At 63.3% G+C, this 23,167-nt stretch carries 18 protein-coding genes; 10 read left to right on the forward strand and 8 right to left on the reverse strand.

Annotated elements, in window-relative coordinates:
• The first annotated feature begins 110 nt into the window (after nt 1-110).
• Entirely contained in the window at nt 111-1,943 is a 1,833-nt protein-coding gene (locus NKH02_RS19165) for an MORN repeat-containing protein (protein ID WP_352880721.1), read from the forward strand.
• On the opposite strand, the gene amrB is transcribed toward NKH02_RS19165, so the two are convergent.
• From amrB to NKH02_RS19190, 5 genes are all read right to left on the reverse strand, one after another.
• Nucleotides 1,944-3,656, reverse strand: a complete 1,713-nt coding sequence (amrB, locus tag NKH02_RS19170; protein ID WP_352880723.1) for an AmmeMemoRadiSam system protein B — start codon at nt 3,654-3,656, stop codon at nt 1,944-1,946. It lies immediately after the preceding gene.
• Between the two features lie 155 nt (nt 3,657-3,811).
• On the reverse strand, nt 3,812-6,838 hold the full coding sequence (locus NKH02_RS19175; RefSeq protein WP_352880725.1) for a hypothetical protein: 3,027 nt from the start codon (nt 6,836-6,838) through the stop codon (nt 3,812-3,814).
• Nucleotides 6,839-6,840: 2 nt separating this feature from the next.
• Nucleotides 6,841-7,542: a DUF4760 domain-containing protein gene (locus tag NKH02_RS19180; RefSeq protein WP_352880727.1), complete on the reverse strand. Its 702-nt coding sequence runs from the start codon at nt 7,540-7,542 to the stop codon at nt 6,841-6,843.
• Nucleotides 7,539-7,862, reverse strand: a complete 324-nt coding sequence (locus tag NKH02_RS19185) for a hypothetical protein (protein ID WP_352880729.1) — start codon at nt 7,860-7,862, stop codon at nt 7,539-7,541. The genes NKH02_RS19180 and NKH02_RS19185 overlap by 4 nt, the downstream gene beginning before the upstream one ends.
• 182 nt (nt 7,863-8,044) lie before the next feature.
• Nucleotides 8,045-10,249, reverse strand: a complete 2,205-nt coding sequence (locus NKH02_RS19190; RefSeq protein WP_352880731.1) for a caspase family protein — start codon at nt 10,247-10,249, stop codon at nt 8,045-8,047.
• A gap of 252 nt (nt 10,250-10,501) precedes the next feature.
• On the opposite strand from NKH02_RS19190, the gene NKH02_RS19195 reads away from it, so the two are divergent.
• On the forward strand, nt 10,502-10,906 hold the full coding sequence (locus NKH02_RS19195; RefSeq protein ID WP_352869978.1) for a transcriptional repressor: 405 nt from the start codon (nt 10,502-10,504) through the stop codon (nt 10,904-10,906).
• A 77-nt stretch (nt 10,907-10,983) separates the two neighbouring features.
• On the opposite strand, the gene polA is transcribed toward NKH02_RS19195, so the two are convergent.
• Complete coding sequence (gene polA, locus NKH02_RS19200; protein ID WP_352880779.1) at nt 10,984-13,941, reverse strand: DNA polymerase I; 2,958 nt, start codon at nt 13,939-13,941, stop codon at nt 10,984-10,986.
• Nucleotides 13,942-14,356: 415 nt separating this feature from the next.
• Here polA and NKH02_RS19205 point away from each other — a divergent pair, with 415 nt between their 5' ends.
• The 7 genes from NKH02_RS19205 (at nt 14,357) to NKH02_RS19235 (ending at nt 20,811) form a co-directional block, all read left to right on the forward strand.
• Nucleotides 14,357-15,742 (forward strand): M20/M25/M40 family metallo-hydrolase, encoded by a 1,386-nt coding sequence (locus NKH02_RS19205; protein WP_352880732.1) that lies wholly within the window; start codon nt 14,357-14,359, stop codon nt 15,740-15,742.
• Between the two features lie 117 nt (nt 15,743-15,859).
• A complete protein-coding gene (locus tag NKH02_RS19210) occupies nt 15,860-16,480 on the forward strand; it encodes a ribonuclease D (protein WP_352869974.1) in 621 nt (206 codons plus the stop codon).
• Nucleotides 16,481-16,578: 98 nt separating this feature from the next.
• A complete protein-coding gene (locus tag NKH02_RS19215) occupies nt 16,579-16,779 on the forward strand; it encodes a hypothetical protein (protein ID WP_352880733.1) in 201 nt (66 codons plus the stop codon).
• A 234-nt stretch (nt 16,780-17,013) separates the two neighbouring features.
• Entirely contained in the window at nt 17,014-17,268 is a 255-nt protein-coding gene (locus NKH02_RS19220; RefSeq protein WP_352880735.1) for a GlsB/YeaQ/YmgE family stress response membrane protein, read from the forward strand.
• 25 nt (nt 17,269-17,293) lie between these two features.
• Entirely contained in the window at nt 17,294-17,440 is a 147-nt protein-coding gene (locus NKH02_RS19225) for a hypothetical protein (protein WP_013529552.1), read from the forward strand.
• A gap of 255 nt (nt 17,441-17,695) precedes the next feature.
• Nucleotides 17,696-18,484 carry a YncE family protein gene (locus tag NKH02_RS19230; protein ID WP_352880737.1) on the forward strand — a complete coding sequence of 263 codons (789 nt, stop codon included), beginning with the start codon at nt 17,696-17,698 and terminating at the stop codon, nt 18,482-18,484.
• 59 nt (nt 18,485-18,543) lie between these two features.
• Nucleotides 18,544-20,811 (forward strand): transglycosylase domain-containing protein, encoded by a 2,268-nt coding sequence (locus NKH02_RS19235; RefSeq protein WP_352880738.1) that lies wholly within the window; start codon nt 18,544-18,546, stop codon nt 20,809-20,811.
• A 9-nt stretch (nt 20,812-20,820) separates the two neighbouring features.
• On the opposite strand, the gene NKH02_RS19240 is transcribed toward NKH02_RS19235, so the two are convergent.
• Nucleotides 20,821-21,186 (reverse strand): nuclear transport factor 2 family protein, encoded by a 366-nt coding sequence (locus NKH02_RS19240; protein WP_352880740.1) that lies wholly within the window; start codon nt 21,184-21,186, stop codon nt 20,821-20,823.
• A 164-nt stretch (nt 21,187-21,350) separates the two neighbouring features.
• Between NKH02_RS19240 and NKH02_RS19245 the strand changes: the two genes are divergently transcribed.
• A complete protein-coding gene (locus NKH02_RS19245) occupies nt 21,351-22,103 on the forward strand; it encodes an SDR family NAD(P)-dependent oxidoreductase (protein ID WP_352869962.1) in 753 nt (250 codons plus the stop codon).
• Nucleotides 22,104-22,129: 26 nt separating this feature from the next.
• Here NKH02_RS19245 and NKH02_RS19250 read toward each other — a convergent pair whose 3' ends face one another.
• The gene (locus tag NKH02_RS19250) at nt 22,130-23,050 is read right to left on the reverse strand and encodes a zinc-binding dehydrogenase (protein WP_352880742.1); all 921 of its coding nucleotides are present in this window, start codon (nt 23,048-23,050) and stop codon (nt 22,130-22,132) included.
• Nucleotides 23,051-23,167 lie beyond the last annotated feature (117 nt).

A 23,167-nucleotide genomic window follows, 5' to 3' on the forward strand; every position in this document is an offset into this window, starting at 1 on the left:
CCCGCAGCCTTTTTCTTGGCGGGCACTTCCGTCGCGGTTCTCTTGCACGAGGCCGGCTCGCCGACTACGCTTGAACGGCCAAGGGGTTGGCATCCAAAAGGGGTTTTGGAATGGCGCGGGTAAGGGCAGTGTTGGAGATCGCGGCCGCATCGATGCTGGCCGTGCTGATGCTTTCGCCGGCCTTCGCCGATCCGGCCGCCGCACCTGCCGATGGCGCCTGGGTGGAACGGGTGCAGATCCTCTATCGGGCGGACACCCGCTCCGTGCTGCGCAGGACGGTCCGGGTATGGGATTTTCATCCGGAAAAGAACCTCGACTTCGTGTGGGAGCCGGCGGCGAGCCAGTCGCCCGACCGGACGATCGCCGAAGACGGCACCATCAACGGCAGGGGCAGGCTGGTGTGGCGGGTGCGTGGCTCGGCCAGCTATGATCCCAAAACCATCTATTCCAGCTATTTCGGTGACATCAGGGAAGGCCGCCCCGACGGGCAAGGCCGGCTTGAGCTGCGTTCGGGCGAGGTTTTCGACGGGCATTGGCTTGCCGGAGAACTCAGCGGAAAGGGCATCCATGTCGATGCGGACGGCAACCGCTACGAGGGTCGGTTCGTCGCCGGCGTGCCGAATGGCGAGGGGCGGCTGCTATCAAAGACCGGGGAGATTTTTGCCGGCTCATTCGTCGACGGGTTGAAGAACGGCAGGGGCCGAATGCGGCTGGCCGGCGGCACGGTCTACACGTCGCAATGGGCGATGGGCGAGGAGGTCGGCGGCTCGCGCCCCGACGTGCTGGCCGATGCCAGGGTCGGTGGGCTCATCAAGGCACAGACCGGCGGTGGTGACGCAGACAAGGTCGAGATCGGCGTCGCGGTCGACCAGCGCATGACCCAGCAGTCCGACATGCAGTATCAGCATCTGGTGCGCGACGAAGACATCGCGATCTATCCGCAGTCAGATCAGTACAATGACAGCTGGAACGGCACCGGCCAGGTCGCCACCGGCAATGTCTACGAAGGCATGGACTGGGAGGACGCGCCGGCCTTTGCCGAAGTCGATCTGAAGACGTCGGACCAGTCCAAGGTCAAGCTCGACAGCCTGGAGATGAAGGTCGCCGCCAGCGATGCCTATCGCAAGCCGATGCTGTCGATATCGGAGCATTTCGGCTGCGTCGGCTTCAGGCCTGATTTCTCGATCGTCAACAATGGCTGGGGCGACGCCAAGGACATGAAGATGTCGATCCAGTTCACCGCGGTCGATGATGAAGGCAATCCGACCGGTGATCCCAGCCGCATGTTTACAAAGGACGTCGGCAGTTTCGGCGAGGGCGTCGACGTATCGGTCAAGAGCGTGCTCTCGGAAGCCGGCGTCGATACGGCCAGCCTGGAGACGGGGCGCTTTCCCTGTCCCTCGGTGGACAGTCTCAATGTTTGCCGCAGCCAGCTGACCAACAAGATCAAGTTCGGCGAGGTCGCCGATTATCTCGGCACCATGCAACAGGCGATGACGCTGAATGCGATCGGCAAGTTCGACTATTCCTGGTCCGATGACGAGGGTCATCTCTACCAGCAGAGCGAGCCGTTCCGCACCTCCATCACCATGGCGGTCCTGGAGACGCCGGAAGCGATGGCCGAATGCGGCGATGGCGGCGGCGGCACGCCGGAAGCGATGCGCTACCAGAACATCGAGTTCCCGATCGGCAAGCATGACTACACCATTGCCATGCCGGTGCGCGGCAACAAGAAGATCAGCGCCTACACGGCGCGGCTGAAGATGTGGTCGTCGATGTCGTCGATCCATAGTTTCAGCATCGCCGCGCACTTCGCCGACGGCAGCGTGCGCGAGAGCAAGCCGGTAACCTTCTTCTATTTCCGGCCGAAACAGTCGCTGTTCGAGACCAAGACCGAGCCGGCGGCATGCTATCTGCCGCGCGACATGGTCGGCTGCGGTTAGCTATTTGCGGCCCATCTCGAAATAGTTGGGCAGCGGGATGAGCCGGGTGAAGATCGTGCCCTGGGCGAAGACGCGCAGTTCCAGCAAAGAACCGGACGAGCGCTCGGCGCTCTGATCGAACAGGAAATTGCCGAGCGAATAGACCTCCGCCACATCGCCGCCGGCAAGCGGGACGATCGCCTCACTCGATACATGTGGGTGACCGCCGACGATGGCCGAGACACCGCGCAGGCGCATCTGGTCGGCAAGCATGTCTTCCCGCGCCGATGGTGCTGTCTTGTATTCGCGGCCCCAGTGGACGAAGGCGACCACTGGCCGCTCGGCATCCTCGTGCAGCAGCCGGTCGAGCAGGGCAGGGATGAGCAGGTCGGTGTTCTTCGAACCGTTGGTGTCGATGTCGGTCAGGCCGACAAGGTCGAGATCGGCAAGCGCCAGCGTCTCGCCCTGGCCGAAATGCGGGATGCCGGCTTCATCCAGGGCGCGCAGCGTCTCGGCGTAGCCTGACGGGCCGAGATCATAGGCGTGATTGTTGGCGAGGCCGACGCCGGTGACATGCAGCCTCTTCAGCATGTCGACCCCTAGATCCTCCGGCATCGCCAGCGTCATGTCGTCGATCGCTTCCGGCACGTTAGGCAGGATGACGCCTTCGAGGTTGACGATCAGCGGCCGCGATCCGGTCAGGGCCAGAACGCTGCCGACGATCCGGTCGGCAACGCCGTCACGAACAAGGATCTTCTTCATGGCGCGGCCGAAATTCACGTCGCCGGCGAGGTAATAGATCCTGTCCTTTGGCCGTGCCGGGTTGTTGAAGCCGGGGCCGAAGGCGCCGAACAGCGCAACGACATAGCTGGTGGTCCGCTCGACATAGTCCGACGTGTGTTCCTGCGAGTTTTCGTTGGCGACGACCAGCGGTTGGGCGCCGAACAGCTCGCGCTGCAGCCTCGTCTGAATATAGAGCGCGCCGACGGAATCGGCATGATCGGGCTGGTGAAGTGCTGCTATGCCGTCGAGCGACCCGGCGGCCAGCATGTTCAGCGACTGCTGGTCGAATCGTAGCGCGTCGTGCTGCGGCAGATAGTGCGAGAAGTCGGTGGATTCGACGATCAGCGTGTCCTGGTCGACGATCGGCTTCAGCGCCTCGGCCAGCCGGTCCCAGTCGCCGCGGCGTGCCTTCACCGACATTGCCACGGGCACGATTCTCGCCTCCGGGAAATAGTGATGCAGGAACGGCAGCATGGCGCGCACGCCATGCTCCTTGTCGAACAGGCACGACTCCTCGACCATATCGCCGTTCGTCTCGAGACGGCGTACGGCATCGGTGTCGGCCGCGATCGGGCCAAGCACGGTGTCGAAGCCGCGCAGCGTGGTGGCGTAGAGCTTGTGCGTCTTGTGAAAATGGTCCGGCGACAGGATGATGATCCGTTTGTAGCGGAAACCGGACGCCGCCCGGAACCCCAGCGCCACCAGGTCGGCCGCCAGCAGATGATGTGGCACGGTGATGCCGGTCAGCCGCTGGTTGGATGGTGGGACATCGGCAACGTTGGCGATGGCATCCTTGAACAAAGTGGCGTCGTCGTAGAAGGGCGGGAAGTTGTCGGTGCCGGGCGGGCAGACTATGGGGGCGGCGAAGGTGGGGAGGGGCAGGAGAGTGATGGCGAAGATCAGCAGGATGCTGGTCTGCGCCCAGGCACCCCCCTCTGTCCTACCGGACATCTCCCCCGCAAGGGGGGAGATTGGCAGCTTCTGCCTCGCGAGTTTTCTTGCAGCCCTGCAGATGAGCGTAAGCAGCCATGACAGCCGATCTCCCCCCTTGCGGGGGAGATGTCCGGCAGGACAGAGGGGGGTGCCTGGGCGCGAACCTCGCTTCCTCATGGCTCGGCGAGCACGATGTTTTCCACGCCGCCGACATAGTAGAACGGCTTCTGCTTCGACGACGTCAGCCGCACCACTTCGCGCGAAATATAGTCGGCAAGGCCGAACAGTGTCACGCCGCCGTCCGACGTCCTGGCTTTGCCGCGCAGGCCTTCGAGGATCGAATAGGTGAAGACGCCGTGGCCGAGTTCCGGCAGTTCGGCTGCGGTGTTGTTGGCGGCGGTGGCCGAGAACACGACGATGCGCGCGTCTTGCGCGTCTTTTTCCAGGCGCGGATTGAAGGCGTTGGCGGCATGGCAGGTGTCGAGCAGCATGAAGCGCATGCCCTTGGCGCGCTCGACCGATTTCTGGATGTCCGACCAGTCGACAAGCGAAGAGCGTTTCCAGCGTTCGGCATCCTGTTTGCGGCCGTCGGTCGGGATGAAATAATAGTCCTCGTCGATGTTGATGCCGTGGCCCGCGACGAAAATGATGGTGGTGTCGCGCTCGCCTGGCTGGTCGAGGAAATCGGCGAGCTGGTCGTCGATCGTGTCGGAGTCGGGCTCCAAGATGGTGTCGGCACCGGCGACGGCGTAGGTTTGCTTGGCCTTGTCGGGGCTCTCGTCGAGCGCTTCGCGGTTGACCAGCACCAGCGTCTCCATCGACGAGAACAGCGGTGCCGATTTCTGCGAGATCACCTTGAGGAACTCGGTGGCGTCATCGACGGGGTAGCGAAGGTCGCAGGCGCGGCCCGAACAGGCGTCGGGCAGGAACGGATATTTGTCGACGCCAATGACCGCGACATAGAGCTTGCCCTTGGCCCCAGCCTTCTCGGTCTTTCGCGCCAGCGCCGTCACGCTGCGCTCGGTCAGATAGCCATATTCGTTGGTGCCGGTGACGCGGATGGTGTTCTCGCCATTCTCGACCGGTATCTCGACGATGGTGCTGTCGCCGTCCACCGAGCGGGCCGTGACATCGCCGACATTGCGGCTGTTCGACAGGATCGAAAAGCCGGCGACATCCGTTCCGGCTTCCTTGGCGCCTGATATCTCGACGGCGACATAACCGTCGCGGACCTTGCTCTGGTCTTCGGCGACGCGGATGCCGAACTCCGGCGGCTTGCGCTGCAAAAGCTTCTGCAACTCGTTGTCGACGCCGGGCCGCATCTCCCCGACCGCCTGTTTGGCGCTGCGCAGGATGATTGCCCGGCGAACCATTTCCGGGCTCCAGAGATATTTCTTCAACTGGCCGGCGCGGATAAAACGACCTTCATGGTCGCGGCCCTGGTTGACCTGCCAGCCGATCAGCTTGTCGCCCTCGTCTGAGGAATAATAGTAACCCTGCGGCATCCAGACGATCCATTGCGAGCCGGCAAAGAACATCGACACGATCAGCTCGTGCGTCTTCAGGTTCCACAGTCTCAGCGTCTGGTCGGCACTGCCGGTGACCAGCAGGCCGGCCTTCTCCGAGGCGACCATGGCGTTGATCTCTCCGGCATGACCGGTGAATTCGCCCGACACTTTCGCGGTCGCGGTTCTGTATTCGATCAGCGTACCGTCATTGCCGCCGGTGATCAGGCCAAGGCCCTTGTCGATCAGTGTGTAGGCTGAATGGACAAAACCGTTGGTGGCGTCGTTCTCGATGCCGCCTACCATTTTGCCGCCATTGGCGATCTCCAGCACGGCATTTTCCAGTGCGTCCTTGCCTCCAGGCGCGGCGCGCAACGACCACTGGCCGTCGGCCAGCGCCGCGCGGGCGAACGAGCTTGGCTCGATCAGCGGTTGCGGGCCCTCGAAGAAACGCCCGGCGGTGGGCAGCTCCAATCTGTTATCCAACGCGCCTTGTTCTTCAGGGCAGGAGACGCGCTCGGGGCAAGGATTGGCGTTGCCCCAGGCGATGACCTCGTTCGCCGCGTCGATACCGACGGCGGTCACGGGTTCGCCCGCGCCCTGCAGCAGCGCCTTGCGTTCGCCGGTCGCGGGGTCCCAGACCTCGATGGCGTTGCGCGTGCCGCCGGCGGTCGCCACCAGCGCGCCACCGGCACTGGCAGTGCTGGCATGGACCGTGCCGTCATGGCCGGTGTAGTCGAGCGTCTTTTCGCCGGTGTCGGTGTTCCAGACGATGGAGCGGTGCCTGTCGGCGCAGCGGTAGCCGCAGGAGGCGATGAGCCGCGCATCCCTGGCGAAGGTCAGCGAGCCGATGAGGAAATCCTGCGTCGGCATGGCGCGTGCCAGTGTGCCGTCGGCCGCGCGCCAGAGCTGCACCTGCCCGTCCTTGCTGCCGGTGGCAAACAGGCTGCCGTCCTGCGACACGGCCAGTGCGATGACACTGATGTCCCGCAGCGGCTCGGCTTCGTCAGGCAAGGCGATCTCCTCCCCCTTCACGACGTCCCACAGCCGGATACCGTTGTCGGTGGTGGTCGCCGCCAGCCGGGTTCCCGCGGCGGCGAAGGCGAGCTTGTCGATGTGCCAGGAATCGGCGTCGAGCTTCTTGTCTAGTGTCCAGCCGATCGCGGATTTGTCGTCCAGCCGCCAGAGATAGACGACGCCGTCGGCGCCACCGGCAGCCAGTGTCTTGCCATCGGGAGAAAAGGCGAGATCGTAGGTCGCGTAATCGGCGGCCTTGAGCACAGCCCTGATCTTGCCGGTGGCAAAGTCGAACAGCCTGATGTCGCCATAGGGCGGCTTGTCGCCAAGACTGGCGCCGAAATAGCCGCCGGCGGCGATCGTCTTGCCGTCGGGCGAGATCGAGACCGCGAAGATCTTGCCGTCGCTGCCATTGCCGAGATAGCCGCGGATGGTGCGCAGCGTCGCCCCGCTCTGCCAGTCCCAGATGCGGATGGTCTTGTCGTTCGATGCCGAGACGATGTCTTCGCCATCGGGTGTGAAGGCGAGATCGGTGACCTGTGCACTATGGCCGCCAGTGTCCAGGTCGAGGTGGAAATCCAGTGCGTCCTCGGCACGGGCAACCGAAGTCCCGATCAATGCTCCGCCCAGAGCCAGCCAGCGGCAGGCGCGCATGATGCGGAGACTGGATTTTCCCATTGCTATTTGGCTTCGGCCGCAGGCGGCGCATTGCGCACATAGGTCTCGATCGCCGAGGCGAAAGCGGGTGAACCCGCCTTGCGCTGCTTGTCTATGTAGCCGGCAAAATAACTCCAGAAGGACACGGCGTAGTCGTGGAAATAGGCATCCGTGACTTTGCGCGAACACAGGTCGCCATCGACGCAGAAGGACAGGCGATTGAGGAAATAGACGATGCGGTCGAAATTTTCGTTGAAATCGGCGAGCGGCATGTCGCCCCCGGCGGCGGTCATGGCCTCGATGCCGATCCGCTGCCGGAACACCTGCTCCTCGGTAGGCGAGGGGTTGGCGCTGAGCAGGTTGTCATATTTGGCGTTGAGGGCCGTTAGACGATCTTTCAGGGCGCGCTGCGCCTGCTGGTAGTCCTTGTTTTCCCAAAGTTCGACCAGCGACATGGTCTGCTCGACGCGCTTCTGCTCCTGGTTGGCCAGGAACTGATAGACCGAGAACATCAAGGTGAAGATGATGGCGAGACGCACCGCCATGCCCGACCAGGCATAGGCCAGCATGCGCCAGTCGCGGTCGGTGAAGGGGTTGCTCTCCTTCTTGATCTCATGGCTGCTCGGCCACGGGAAACCTTCCGTGGTTTCCGGCAGAGGCGGTTTCGCGGGCGGCGCCTTTGCGGGCGCTGCTGTTTGCCTGGTGTTGCCCGCCGGTTTCTTCATCCGCAGCTGTCCAGTTCGATGGTGGCGGAGGGATCCAGCACGATGCCTGGCGCCTCCAGCTTCTTTTTCAGGCATTCCAGTTGCAGGCGCGAAATCATGAACTGCAAGTCGGGCTCCACCGCTCCCTTGTTCGGTGACGGCAAAGCTTCGACGATACCGCGCGAGGCGCAGTTGCTGAGATCGACGACAATGGCACCGCTGGCGCTTTTGGCGATCTGGTCGTACTGATCGAGAAAACAGGTCGCCAGCTCCGAATTGGTGACGATCTGCTTGACGCACAGGCCGCAGGCCTCGTCCGCTGAGGCATTGGCGATCAGCAACAGGCCGCCGGCAAGGCCGGCGACCGTTCCACGCCAGGAAAACACAGAGTTCTTCACAATCGATCCTATCCGTTTCATCCGGCCGTCATGCGCCAAGGCCGCGGGCCGGGAATGTTCTCATATCGCGCCGATCGCGCAAGAGCGGCGCAACAGAGGCGTGAGGCTTTGGCGCCGGTATCCGCTCAGGCGCGTGGCACCGTCTCCATCGGGAAGATCATCACCGCGCCCTTTGGCCCACCCTTGTCGCCAAACCGCATCACCGAGCGGGTTGCAGGCGCCATGCCGAGATCGGTCAGCATGTCGGAGAAGCTGGCGGAGCCCATCCCGCGTGTCGCAGAGGCGACGCCGTCCTGCGCCAGGAAACTCAGGTCCTGCTTCTCGCTTTCCGGCGGCGCCTCGGTCAGAACCGCAATCATCCGTTCCATGCCGAAGCTGGTGTCGGTGAAGGCCAGCAGTCCCTCCTCTAGCGTGGCCTGAGGGGCGAGGCGCTCGGCAACGATGTGGGTGATCGAATAGTCGCTGCCGACATAGAGCACGTTGATGTCGACCAGAAGGCCCGAGCTGTTCTTGGCCAGCACATGCACTTCGTCGCCCGGTGAGACGCGCGGCACCACTGACGCCTGCAAGGGTTCGAGGCCGTCCTTGTCACGGCGTTTGACCTGGAATTGGACATCGACGTCCGCGGGCTTGTAGTCGGAGGCCGCCGCCAGCCGCGAAAGCCCGGTGGCGCGGAAGATGGTGCGCAGGTTCCTGGTCGTCGCGTCGACCAGCTTCTGGCGGTCATCCATGTGGATGATGATCAGCAGCGGCTTGCTCCCGTCCTTCAGGGTCACATCGCCCGATGCCGGCAGCAACCATAGCGCCGGCTTGTCGGTCGCATCCTCGGCCGCGCCGGCAATGGCATTCTCGCGCATCACCGCGAAGCGGAGTTCGGCGCTTTTGCCGGGCTCGACCAGCTCGATGTTGAAGCCGGTCTCCTTGGCCGTCGCCAGTTCGTCGAGAACCGAATTGACCAGAGCGGTCTCCTTCTCAAATCCCTTGGCCGCGGCGGGCCGCGCCACGACGAGCTTGTAGTCGACAGCGATCTCCGCCACCCGCGCATAGGCGTTGGCCGGAATGTCGGCGACCTTGAGCGCCGGCTTCTTGTCGAACTCGACCGGCTTGACGCGGCTTTCCAGGTTTTTTGCCGACCGCACTTCCAAAAAGCCGACCGCGTCGGAAAGCGGCGATAGCGCCGAAGGCAGGATGGCGAGCTTGCTGCCGGGAGTGAGGCGATGCAGCAGACCGGCTCCGATCGTCGCTTCGCCGTCCTTGATGACGACGGGCCACTGCATGACCGCGTCTGTCTTGTCGGTGCCGAACACACGGGCATCCAGTTCGCCCTCGAACAGCGGCGTCGGCCGGGTGCGGCTGTCGGCCGAATATTGCTGCAGCACGGCCTGACCAAGCTGGCGGTAGGTGACGTTGGGATTCTCGGCCAGCTTCGACAGGATGGTGAAGGTGAACAGGCCGAACCGGGGCGCATCCGTCGTGCCCTTCGGCAGCGGCATTTCCGGCGTCGTCTCCACCGTCTGTGCGGCATAGAACGCGACCAGCTTGCCCTTGGCGATCGGTTCGCCGCCGGTCGGGGTCAGGCTGAAGGCGGGCTTGCGCGCGCCGTTGTTGTCGATGCCGCGCGAGCCCGGGGCCGATGTCACCTCCTCATAGGCCTTGATGGCAGCGGCCCGCTCGGCCTCGCTGCCGCCGACCAGGTCGGCGAACTCGACCTTGCGCTCCAGCTCGTCGTCGACCTCGACGGCGCGTGTCGCTGTGCCGGAATGGCAGCAGTCGAACACCACCCAGACGAAGGCGCCCTTGTCGCGGATAGCGTCGAGTGCCGCGCCGATTTCGTTGTCGATCAGCGCGTTCGGCACGCCGGCATCACGGTTGATCCATTTGTCGATGTCGACGGGCAGGAAGATCTCGTCGAGCCCGTCGGTCTCGTCGCCCTTGACCATCTGCGGCTGCTGGGCGCCATGCCCGGACAGGTGCAGGTAGACGAAATCGTCGCGCTGCACCTTGGCGGCGAGGTTGGCCAGTGCGGCCTTGATCGCCGCATGGGTCGGCAAGCCACTGGCGCCGGGGACATCCTTGGCGAGCAGCGTGACATTCTCGGGCGCGAACCGCACCGGGTCGGGCACGTTCTTAAGGAGATATTCGTGGACGAGGCCGGCATCGTTCTTCGGACCGATCAGCCAGTTCCTCCGCGGCAGAGCAGGATATTCGGTGCAGGCGACCAGCAGCGCATGGTAGGTGCGCGATGCGGCCATGGTCCGGAACGACACCATGCCGGCCATCGTCAGCGCGGACGTGCCGACCAGCAGCGTCCGCCGCGTCAATTTGATCATGATTGCTTCCCCAAGCCCGATCGAATTTCCAAGCGCGGCAACTCTTGCCGAAGATTTTGTCAGTATTTTGAATGTTGCACCGGAGAGCAATCTGCCTGTTACCCGCTCCGGCCGATGTTCTCGATAGCCTTCCCGGCAGAGATGGTGGAAACAGTAGCAAAAATGCTGGTTCGTCGCTATCTGGAGGGGACAGGGATCGCTTGTGCGTGGAAATGATGCGCAAGCGACGCAAGGCGAGTTGGATCAAGGACCATGGCGGCAAGGGATGTGCTGACGAAGAACCAGCTGTGCGTGCTTGAGAAGCTTGAGGCCGCCAGCGGCCCGCTCAGCGCCTACACCTTGCTTGACCAGTTGCGCGAGCGTGGTTTCCGCGCGCCACTGCAGGTCTATCGGGCGCTCGACACGCTGGTGAAGTCCGGTTTCGTGCATCGGCTCGAAAGCATCAACTCCTTCGTCGCTTGCGTCGAACCACACGATCACAGTCACTCGATGACCGCCTTCGCCATCTGCGACACTTGCGGGCAAGTGACCGAGATGTCCGACCATGATGTCGACCACCGGCTGGACGAATGGGTGCGCTCGACAGGCTTCGCCGCCAAGAAGGCGGTGATCGAATTTCGCGGGACGTGTGCCAAGTGCCTGGCGGAAGCGGCCTAAGACCTTATCTTCGTCATCCTAGGGCGGATTAAACGCGAAGCGGAACGGAGACCCTAGGATGACGAAGTGGCGGAGCGTCAATGCGCCTCGTCCCAGTTGTTGGCGGCGCGGGCGTCGACATGCAGCGGCACCGACATCGATACCGCCGGCATCGCCGCGTTCTCCATGACGTGGCGCACGACCGGGATCGTCGCCTCGACTTCGGCCTCGACGGTCTCGAAGATCAATTCGTCATGCACCTGCAGCAGCATACGTGCTGAAAGACCAGCTTTTTCCAGCGCCTCCTCCATGCGGATCATGGCACGGCGGATGATGTCGGCTGCGGTGCCTTGCAGCCGGGCGTTGATCGAGGCGCGCTCGTTGAAGGCGCGCAGCGACGGGTTCGAGGATCGGATGTCCGGATAGTGGATGCGGCGGCCGAAGATCGTTTCGACAAAGCCGTGCTCGCGGGCATAGGCCTTGGTCTCTTCGATGTAGTCGCGGATGCCGGGGAAGCGCTCGAAATATTTCTTGATGTAGTTGCTTGCCTCCTCGCGCGGGATCGACAGCTGGTTGGCGAGGCCGAAGGCCGAAATGCCGTAGATGATGCCGAAATTGATCGCCTTGGCGCGGCGGCGGACTTCCGAAGGCATGCCCTCGACAGGCACGTTGAACATTTCCGACGCCGTGATGGCGTGGATATCGGCGCCATCAGCGAAGGCCTGCTTGAGCTGTGGGATCTCAGCGACATGGGCGAGCACCCGCAGCTCGATCTGGCTGTAGTCGGCCGAGACCAGCCGATGGCTTTTGTCGGTGATGAAGGCGGTCCTGATCTTGCGGCCTTCGGCGGTGCGCACCGGGATGTTCTGCAGGTTCGGGTCGGATGATGACAGGCGCCCCGTCGTTGTCGCGGCCAGCGCGTAGGAGGTGTGGACGCGCTTGGTTTCGGGGTGGATGAAGCCGGGCAGCGCATCGGTATAGGTCGATTTCAGCTTGGTCAGCTGTCGCCAGTCGACGATCTTGCGCGGCAGTTCATGCCCCTCGGCGGCAAGGTCTTCGAGAAGCTGCGCCGAGGTCGACCACTGGCCGGTCTTGGTCTTGGACCCGCCGGGCAGACCCATGCGCCCGAACAGGATGTCGCCGAGCTGCTTTGGCGAGCCGATGTTGATGCGTTCGCCGATGAGCTGATAGATTTCTTCCTCCAGCCGGGCGGCGCCCTGCGCCAGTTCGCCCGACAGCCGCGACAGGATCTGCCGATCGACAGAGATGCCGCGCTGTTCCATGCGCGCCAGCACCGGCACCAGCGGCCGTTCCAGCCGCTCATAGACCGACACCAGACCCTTGGCGGCAAGGCGCGGTTTCAGCACCAACCAGAGCCGCAGCGTCATATCGGCGTCTTCGGCGGCATGTGCGGTCGCCTTGTCGATGTCGACCTGATCGAAACCGACGGAGCTTTTGCCGGAGCCGGTCACGTCCTTGAGCGAGAGAGGGGTATGACCCAGCCATTTCTCGGCAAGCGAGTCTAGGCCGTGACCATGGGGGGTACCGGCGTCGAGCACATAGGAGATCAGCATGGTGTCGTCAAAGGGCGCGACATCGATGCCGTAACGGCTCATGACGACGAGATCGTATTTCAGGTTCTGCGCGATCTTGAGAACCGACTTGTCTTCCAGCAGCGGTTTCAGCAAGGCCAGCGCCTCGCGCAGAGGAATCTGGTTTTCAACCACGCCGCCGCCGAGCAGGTCACCGTTGCCGCTTTTGTGGGTAAAAGGAATGTAGGCGGCGCGGCCGGGCGCCGTGGCGATGGATATGCCGATCAACTCGGCTTGCATCGGATCGGCCGACGTCGCCCTGACGTCGAAAGCGGCAAGGCCGGTCCCGGTTGCCTCGGCGACCCAGGCTTTCAAGGTCGCGATATCGCGGACGCAGTGATAGGCAGATGTATCGATCTTGCGGGTGGCCGCACTCTCCAGCCTCAGCGCGGCGAGCAGGGAAGGGGTGTCGCCTTGTTTTGACGTTTCCGTCGTTGCCGCTCCGCTGGCCTGGCCAGGCTCGGCGCCGGACTCGGCTCGGGCAACAGCTGGCACTCCGGCCCCGACATCCGGGCCATGGGCATGATCGGCGCGTTCGACCGTCACCGCGACGGCCTGGACATCACCTGCCTCGGTGCCGGTCGCTTCCGCCACGCGGCGGGTGAGCGAGGTGAATTCCATGGTCTTGAGGAAGCCGATCAGTTTTGGGCCGTCCGGCGGGTGCAGCACGAAGTCATCCAGCCCCTCGGCCACCGGCACGTCGTTCATCAGCGTCACCAACTGACGCGAAACGCGCGCCTTGTCGGCGTTGGCGATGATCGATTCGCGCCTCTTGTCCTGCCTGATCTCGCCGGCGCGGGCCAGCAGCGTGTCGAGGTCGCCGAACTGCTCGAGCAGTTGTGCCGCCGTCTTCGGCCCGATGCCGGGCACCCCAGGCACATTGTCGACCGAGTCACCGGTCAGCGCCTGCAAGTCGACCATTTTCTCTGGCGGCACGCCCCATTTCTCGATCACCTCGGGAATGCCGATCTGGCGGTCCTTCATCGGGTCGTACATGCCGACCGTGTCGCCGACCAGCTGCATCAGGTCCTTGTCGGAGGAGATGATGGTGGTGTCGCCGCCGGCCTCGCAGGCGAGCCTGGCATAGGTGGCGATCAGATCGTCGGCCTCATAGCCTTCGACTTCTATGCAAGGCAGGTTGAACGCCCTGGTTGCCTGGCGGATCAAGCCGAATTGTGGGATCAGGTCTTCTGGAGGCGCCGAGCGGTTGGCCTTGTATTCCGGGTAGAGGTCGTTGCGAAAGGTTTTCGACGAATAGTCGAAAATGACGGCGAAATGCGTCGGCACAATGCCTACATCGGTGTTGCGTGCGTCGAGCACCAGCTTCCACAGCATGTTGCAGAAACCGGAAACGGCGCCGACTGGCAGGCCATCGGATTTGCGGGTCAGCGGCGGCAGCGCGTGATAGGCACGAAAGATATAGCCGGAGCCGTCGACAAGGAAGAGATGATCGCCTTTTTTCATGTCGGCAGGGATAGCGCGGCTCGGCGGCTTGGTCCATGCCAAAGGCGGCCTCAAATATCGGTTCCGGCAACACCCTGACAGACCGGCACCGACCCGCTCACGGTCATGTTACAAAAGTGTAATCTTCGTGCCCTTGAATCGCCACGTTCAAAGACACAAATACATGCTATCGGCAATTTTCGCCGAGTCCGGAGCAAGGCCCGTCCCCCGCCTATCCCGGACACCTGCGGCAGCCTATCCCCCCTCTCCGGGCTGCCGCATCGTTTCGAGTAGAAGGCCGCCGCGGTTCCCCCTCCACCACGGCGGTCTTTTTTATCTCGGACGGACGTCTGCAGCCCGTGGTCCAATGATCGCGGGCTTTTCGTTTTCCTGTCCTGCCTTTACGGTTCCGGTTCTGAATCGAAAGGCTTCACACATGTCCGCAGTTTCCCCCGTTCTCGACCGTCTCGACAAGAATCTCGACCAGAGCCTCGAACGCCTGTTCGGCCTGCTCAGGATCAGGTCGATCTCCACCGATCCGGCCTATGCCGCCGACTGCCGCGAGGCGGCGGAATGGCTGATGGCGGAGCTCAAACTGATCGGCTTCGATGCCAGCGTTCGCGACACGCCCGGACACCCGATGGTGGTTGCGCATCACGACGGTCCGGCCGGTTCGCCGCATGTACTGTTTTACGGCCACTACGACGTGCAGCCGGTAGACCCGATCGAATTGTGGGAAAGCGACCCTTTCGCCCCCGCGGTCAAGGAGGTCGGCCCGGATCACAAGGTGATCACCGGCCGTGGTTCGGCCGACGACAAGGGCCAGTTGATGACCTTTGTCGAGGCTTGCCGCGCCTGGAAGCAGGTGCACGGCAATTTGCCCTGCCGCATCACCATCCTGTTCGAAGGCGAGGAGGAATCCGGCTCGCCGTCGCTGAAGCCGTTCCTCGAGGCCAATGCCGACGAGCTCAAGGCCGATTTCGCGCTGGTCTGCGATACCGGCATGTGGGACCGCGACACACCGTCGATCTGCGTCGGATTGCGCGGCCTAGTCGGTGAGGAGATCACGGTAAAGGCCGCCGATCGCGACCTGCATTCCGGCCTCTATGGAGGTGCTGCCGCCAATCCGATCCGCATATTGGCCAAGGTGCTGGCCGATATCCATGACAAGGATGGCCATATTGCCATTCCCGGCTTCTATGACGGCGTCGAGGAAACGCCGTCGCAAATCCTGAAATCATGGGAAACGCTTGGCGAGACGGCCGAGACTTTCCTCGGTCCTGTCGGCCTGTCGATCCCGTCGGGGGAAAAGGGCCGCTCGGTGCTGGAATTGACCTGGGCGCGGCCGACGGCCGAGTTCAACGGCATTATCGGCGGCTACACCGGCAAGGGCTTCAAGACGGTGATCGCGGCGGAAGCCTCGGCAAAGGTGTCGTTTCGCCTCGTCCATAAACAGGACCCGAAGAAAATCCGCGACGCGTTCCAGAAATTCGTCAAGGAGCGCATCCCGGCCGACTGTTCGGTCGAATTCCACCCGCATGGCGGCTCGCCGGCAATCCAGCTTTCCTATGATTCGCCATTCCTGGCCAAGGCCAAGAATGCGCTGTCCGACGAATGGCCGAAGCCGGCGGTGACGACGGGCAGCGGCGGGTCGATCCCTGTGGTCGGCGATTTCCAGACCTATCTCGGCATGGAATCGCTTTTGGTCGGGTTCGGCCTCGACGACGACCGCATCCACTCGCCCAACGAGAAATACGAGCTCAGCTCCTTCCACAAGGGCCAGCGCTCGTGGGCGCGGATTCTCGACGCGTTGACGCGCTGAGCAGCGGGACCCTAGTTTTCCTGTTGATTTTTCAGCGGATCGCGGCGAGGACGGGCCACAAGACAAAAGCGCTACAGCGTCCCTTGCGGGTCAAGGGACGCGCGACCGGAGAAGACAATGGCCGACATCCGTTTCCACAAGCATGATCTGCCCGATCTTTCGCATTACAATGTCGGGGCAGTCGCCATCGACACCGAGACGCTAGGGCTGAACCCGCATCGTGACCGGCTGTGCGTGGTGCAGATCTCGCCTGGCGACGGTACGGCCGATGTCATCCAGATCGCGCCGGGGCAAAAAAAAGCGCCGAACCTCGTCAGCCTGTTGAGAAACCGCGGCGTGACCAAGCTGTTCCATTACGGACGCTTCGACCTTGCGGTGCTCTACAATGCGTTCGGCGTGATGCCGGAGCCGGTGTTTTGCACCAAGATCGCCTCGCGGCTGACCCGCACCTACACTGACCGGCACGGGCTGAAGGACATATGCTTCGAGCTTCTCGGTGTCGGCCTGTCCAAGGCGCAGCAATCGTCGGACTGGGCGGTCGAAACCCTGTCGCCCGAACAGCTCGAATATGCGGCTTCCGACGTGCTCTATCTGCACCGCTTGCGCGATGTGTTGGCCGGGCGGCTGGCACGAGATGGGCGGACAAAGGAGGCCGATGCCTGCTTTCGCTTCCTGCCGACGCGTGCCAAACTCGATCTGATGGGCTGGGACGAAGAGGATATCTTCGCCCATAGCTGACCGTCGTCGCGGCGGTTTTCTTCCAATGGCCGGGTTTGGAACCGGATGCGGGCCGCTGCGTTCTGTCGGCTCAGCTTCGTCGGTTCAAAGGGGATGACATGACGGACAGGAAGCCGATAGCGACCGCGCCGACCGACGGCTCCAAGGTCTCCGTCAGCTGGAAGGACAGCGACGGCGTCATCAACCAATCCATCGCGCAATATCGCGACGGTGGCTGGTGGGTCTATACAGACAGTGACACACAAAAGAAGGTCGAACCGACCAGCTGGCGGCCCACTGCCAGCGACGACGACGATTAGAGCAGTTCACCGTTTCACGGAAACGGCGAGCTGCTCTAACTCCTTGTTTGACGCAATCCTCCAGGGAAAGCGCTGCGCGCCTTTCCCGGGAAACCGCTTCACACTTTTCCTAGAATTGTTCTGGTGAGCGGGCCGCTGGCGAGGCCGGCTGCTTTCGAATAGCCTGAAGCCGTTAATCGAGGCGATTCGGAGCCTTCCGTTCCGCCGTCGTCCTCTTGCTCGGAGGAAATCTCTATGGGTGTCGAAAGCCTGCTCGTCTTCATCATCATCGGTGCCATCGCCGGCTGGCTTGCCGGTCTCATCGTTTCCGGCTTCGGCTTCGGCCTGATCGGCAACATCATTGTCGGCATCGTCGGCGCGTTTATCGCCGGTTGGCTGTTGCCGCGGCTCGGCTTCTCCATCGGCGGCGGCATTCTCGCTTCCATCATACACGCCACCATCGGCGCCATCATCCTGCTGGTGCTGGTCAAGGTCCTGAAACGAGCTTGAGGCTCGACAACGCAAAGAGCGCGCCATGAAACAGAATACGCTCTATCTCGTCATTGGCGCGCTCGTCGTCGTGGTTATCGCGCTCGGCATTTATGTCTACCGCGAGCAGACCAAGCCGAAGGGCGTCGAGCTCAAGATCGACGACAAGGGTATTTCGATCCAACAGAATTGAAAACGTGGATTTCGGTCCGCGATTCAGGCATTTCCGATGATATCCAGGATCGCTTACAAGGCCAGTGAAGCGGTGCGGGCGGCCCTTTCGGCGATTGGGCGGACCGAGGATCTGCGCTTTTCGCCGGACAACCGGCTTCTGGCAATCGCGGGATATGCGCGCAGGCGCTGCCTGATCCTGCGCATCGACGTCGAGACGGGAGCTGACGGGCAAGGCGTTACACTTCACAATTTCATGGAGTTGACGTCCGACAGCATGGGCGAAATCCATGGCCTCGATTTCGTCGATAACCGCACCCTGGCGATCGCCAATCGCGATGGGCTGGTTGCGCTGTTTGCTCTGCCGCGTGAAGAACCGGCTGGCCAAAGTCGTGAGATTGCGGCCATTCGCCGGGTCAAAGGCCGGCGGTCTTCCAAACTGAATTCGCCGGGCTCGATTGCGGTCAGGCTCGAGTCGCACGGCCGGGTCACCCTGCTGGTCTGCAACAACTACACGCATCTGGTCACCCGGCACGTGGTCAACCGCTGGCTTGGCTATCGCGCCACAAGCAATCAGCCGCTTCTGAAGCGCGGTCTTGATATACCGGACGGCATTGCGCTCAGCCATGATGGCCAGTGGATCGCCGTCAGCAGCCACGGCACCAAGGATGTGAAGATCTACAGGATGTCCGCGTCGCTTGGACCGGACAGTGAGCCGGCCGGCGTCCTGCGGAACGCCGGCTATCCGCACGGCGTGCGCTTTACCGCTGACGATCGGCACATCCTCGTCGCCGACGCGGGCAGCCGGATGGTACATGTCTATGCCGGCAGCGGTGACTGGACCGGGAATCGGGCGCCAACGCGCTCGTTTGCCGTCCTCGACGAGGAAACCTTTCTACGTGGCAGAGCCAGCCCGGAGGAGGGCGGGCCGAAAGGTCTCGATATCGATCGGTCCAACAACGTCGTGGCTGTGACCTGTGAGGAGCAGACGCTGGCCTTTTTCGCACTGGCGTCGCTGACCAATCCCCAGGTGCCGGCATTCGGACACGACTTAACCCGCCCTTAAATCGCCGCATCTACTCTTCAACCCGAACGCCATAGGCATCGGGATATCAAGCACAGCGCATGGCGTACCGCAGAGACAACCGCATCGAACCCAGTTTCGACGGACCGCCGCAGGCGCGATCCTCGGCGGGCCTTTCGGTGAATGAGGAGGATCGCGTCGTGCCGAGCAACCGCAAAGCCTCCGCCAAACGCAAGCCGACCAAAGGAAAATCATCGCGGGCCAAGCGCGGCGGAAGCCGGCGCGGCCTGTTCGGCGCGCTCGGCCGGCTGTTCTACTGGTGCTTCGTGTTCGCCATCTGGGGCGGCATCGCGGTGGCCGGCATCGTCGTCTATTACGGCGCCAAGATGCCGGCGGCGACGACCTGGTCGATCCCCGACCGCGCGCCCAACATCAAGATCGTCTCGGCCGATAGCCAATTGCTCGCCAATCGCGGCATGAGCGGCGGCGAGGCGGTCGGCTTGCATGAAATGTCGCCCTATATCCCAGAGGCGGTCATCGCCATCGAGGACCGCCGCTTCTACTCGCATTTCGGCATCGACCCGATCGGTCTGTCGCGCGCCATGGTGACCAACGTGCTTGGCGGGCATTTCTCGCAGGGCGGCTCGACGCTGACCCAGCAATTGGCCAAGAACCTGTTCCTGACGCCCGACCGCACGCTGGAGCGCAAGGTGCAGGAGGTGCTGCTGGCGCTGTGGCTGGAGCACAAGCACACCAAGGACCAGATCCTCGAAATGTACCTCAACCGGGTCTATTTCGGTTCCGGCGCCTATGGCGTCGAAGCGGCCTCGCGCCGCTATTTCGGCAAGAGCGCACGCGAGGTCACCCTGTCGGAGGCCGCATTGCTGGCCGGCCTGTTGAAGGCGCCGTCGCGGTTGTCGCCGGCACGTGACCCCAAGGCCGCCGAGGAACGCTCGCAACTGGTGCTTGCCGCCATGCGCGACGAGGGCAAGATCAGCGCCAAGGAACTGACCTCGGCGATGAGTGCGCCGGCAACGCGCGCGCCATCCTACTGGACCGGCTCCGAGAACTACGTCGCCGACACCATCATGGAGGAACTGCCCGACCTGATCGGTGACGTGCGCGGCGACATCGTCGTCGACAGCACCGTCGACCTGAACCTGCAGAAGCTCGCCGAACAGTCTATACGCAGGCTGATCGACGAAAGCGGCAAGAAGCTCAACGTCAGCCAGGGCGTCCTGGTGTCCATCGACGATTCCGGCGCGGTGCGCGCCATGGTCGGCGGCTACGACTATTCGACCAGCCAGTTCGATCGCGCATCCGAAGCACGCCGCCAGCCGGGCTCGGCATTCAAGCCGTTCGTCTATATGGCAGCCCTTGAAGCCGGCCGCACACCCGACAGCGTGCGCAACGACGCGCCGATCAAGATCGGCAACTGGACGCCCGACAATTACCACGGCAAGTATTTCGGCAAGGTGACGCTGGCCACCGCATTGGCCAAATCGCTGAATTCGGTCGCCGCCCAATTGACCATGGAGGTCGGGCCGAACGCGGTTGTCGAGGCGGCGCACCGCATGGGCATCCAGTCCGACCTGCAGTCCAACACCTCGATCGCGCTCGGCACTTCGGAAGTGACGCCGCTGGAACTGACATCGGCCTATGTGCCCTTCGCCAATGGCGGCTACAAGCCGGACATCCATTTCATCCGCCGCGTGACGACCGCCGAGGGCAAGGTGCTCTACGACAGCGGTGGCGTCAGCGCGCCGCGTGTCGTCAAGCCCGACATCGTCGGCATGATGAACTCGATGATGACCGGCACGGTCGAGATCGGCACCGCCCGGAAAGCGGCTTTCGCCTGGCCGTCCGCCGGCAAGACCGGCACCAGCCAGAATTCGCGCGACGCCTGGTTCGTCGGCTACACCGCCAACCTCACCACCGGTGTGTGGTTCGGCAACGATGACGGCAGCCCGATGAAGAAGGTCACCGGCGGCGCACTGCCGGCGCAGGCCTGGCACGAATTCATGGTCGCAGCCCACGAGGGCGTGCCGGTGCGGCCGCTGCCCGGCACCTGGAAATCGACGCCGGCCGACACCGTCGTGCCCGATGAGATACCGTCGGCAAGCAACACGCCGCCGGCGCCGGTTCCGTCCGCGTCCGTCGGCCAGCAGGCGCGGCCAGCCGCGCCGGTCGCCCAGACGCCGGCATCGGTCCGCGCGGTGCGTCCCGCCCAGACCGTCGATGCCGATGGCCCTTCCATGCCGGAGGACGACGGCGCCACCGCGTCGATCAAGCACCCGGTGCCGCCAGGCGACGTCGGCGGTCCGCGCAAGAAGCGGCAGACCTCGATCCTCGATCTCCTTGGCGGCTGAACCAGCCGGCTAATTCGCCCGTGGCTTGGCGCTACCCAGCTTCTTGCTGTCAAAGGTCAGTTTGTCGCTGTGAATCTTGCCGCCTCTGACGGTGAGATGCTTGGCACAGGACAGCGCGCCGGACGACTTTGTCATCAAGTCATACATGAGCAGCGCCTGGCGATCATCACCAAAGGCGGCGATAATGCGCACACCGGTAACGTCGTGCGAAAGTTTGGTCAGGCCCTCGAGATAGGGTTTCTTACCGGTCGATTGCTGCATCGGCCCATCAAAGACGACGTCGTCGGCGACAAAGGATGCTGCCTTTTCAAGGTCGTGGCTTGTCCACGCCTTGGTAAAGGCGGTGGCGATGTCGAGGGGTGCTGTCTGTGTCATGGCTCTATCCCGATTGATCGATCTGAAACCCCACGCCCCTTACCCGCAACTCTCGAACCAACGGCGAGTTGGCTTCCCGGTTCCGGCGATGAGGCGAATGGTGACATTTCGGCTCTCGCCACCTCGGCGGCGTTCGGCTACATCTGCCGGCCGGAGACCCTGAAATGACCGAACTCGACACCAGAAAGACCATCGTGCTGACCGGCGCCAGCCGCGGAATCGGCCACGCCACGGTCAAGCGTTTTTCGCGCGAGGGCTGGCGCGTCATCACCTGCTCGCGCCAGGCCTTTGCCGAGGATTGCCCGTGGCCGGCTGGGCCTGAGGACCACATCAAGGTCGACCTTGCCGATCAGGAGGATGTCGGTATTGCCGTTTCGGAAATCCGCCACCGGCTCGAGGCACATGGCGGCCAGCTGCATGCGCTGGTCAACAATGCCGGCATTTCGCCCAAGCTCAAGAACGGCAACAGCCGCATGGACTCGATCGACACGCCGATGCATGTCTGGCGCGACGTGTTCCAGGTCAATTTCTTCGCGCCGATCATGCTGGCGCGCGGGCTATTCAAGGAATTGGCGGCGGCCAAGGGCTCGATCGTCAACGTCACCTCGATCGCCGGCACCCGCGTGCATCCCTTTGCCGGAACCGCCTATGCGACATCGAAGGCCGCACTTGGCTCGCTGACGCGCGAGATGGCGCATGATTTCGGCCCGCACGGCATCCGCGTCAACGCCATCGCGCCAGGCGAGATCGACACCGCGATCCTGTCGCCGGGCACGGACAAGATCGTCGAGACGATCCCGCTGCGGCGCCTTGGCACCACGGCGGAAGTCGCCGACATCATCTTCTTCCTGTGCTCGCAGCAGGCATCCTATGTGACGGGCTCGGAAATCCACATCAATGGCGGCCAGCACGTGTGAGCGGCCGACTTCAGGCCGTGGACTGCTCATTCGGCTATGGTGAGAACAGCCTTGCCGCTGAAGCTGCGCTGTCGCAGTGCGTCCAGCGCTTGCGCGATGTCTGTCCACGGCACGGTCAAGGCCACGCGCGTTTCGAGCCGGCCAGCCGCGACCAGCGTGAGCAGCGAGGCGATGTCCTCGCCAATGCCTGGACCTGACGTGTAGTACGCAAAGGTCTGAAGCCTCGCCCCTTCATGATCAGGAACGAACTGGCGGAATCCAACGGGTGTCAGTTCGCCGCTGCTTGAACCGAACATAACAATGGTCCCGCCAGGCGCGACGCGTTCGATCGCGTGTGCGAGGCTTTGGCCACCGACGGATTCGGTGATCAGCGAAAACGGGCCCTCGGCTAATTCGATCGCTTCGACAACCTGCTCGGCTCCAAGGCCGCGGATATCCTCGGCATGCCGGGCGGCGGCGATCGCGGTCACCGAGGCGCCCTGCGCGCGGGCGATCTGGATCTGGAAACGACCGACCGCGCCGCTTGCACCGGTGACCAGGACCTGCTGGCCGGCCAGGTCGCCGCCATGGCGCAATGTCCGCAGCGCCGTCGTGCCCGCGACCGGAAGCGTGGCGGCGGAGACGAAGCTGACGTCATCCGGCAGGACCGCGAGGCGGTCGGTTGGAACGGCGACCCGTTCGGCCCAGCCGGCCTGGTCGACCAGAGCCGCAACCCGGGCGCCCACGGCTGGCCCGGAGCCATCGGCTGCCGTCCGTTCGACAACCCCAACGATGTCCTGACCCGGTATCCAGCCGTTCGGACGGATGGCGAGCAGGCGCAATTCGCCGCGGTTCAGCGACGTTGCGCGGACCGAGACGAGCGCTTCGTTCGAGGTAGCTTGAGGCTCGGCAACCTCCACGAGCCTCAGTCTGGTGGCACTTTCGGGAGAGATGACTAAGGCGAGCATGGGCCATACCTTCCTGCCGCGTGGTGGGCGCATAGCCTTCAGGCAGCTGCTACGCCTCGATCTTCTGGTTCGCAGGCGCCGCGGATCGAAGAACCCCTTCACCAAGCTCCCCGCACT

Origin of the sequence: Mesorhizobium sp. M1396 (genome assembly GCF_040317725.1) — a bacterium.
Taxonomy (GTDB): Bacteria; Pseudomonadota; Alphaproteobacteria; order Rhizobiales; family Rhizobiaceae; genus Mesorhizobium.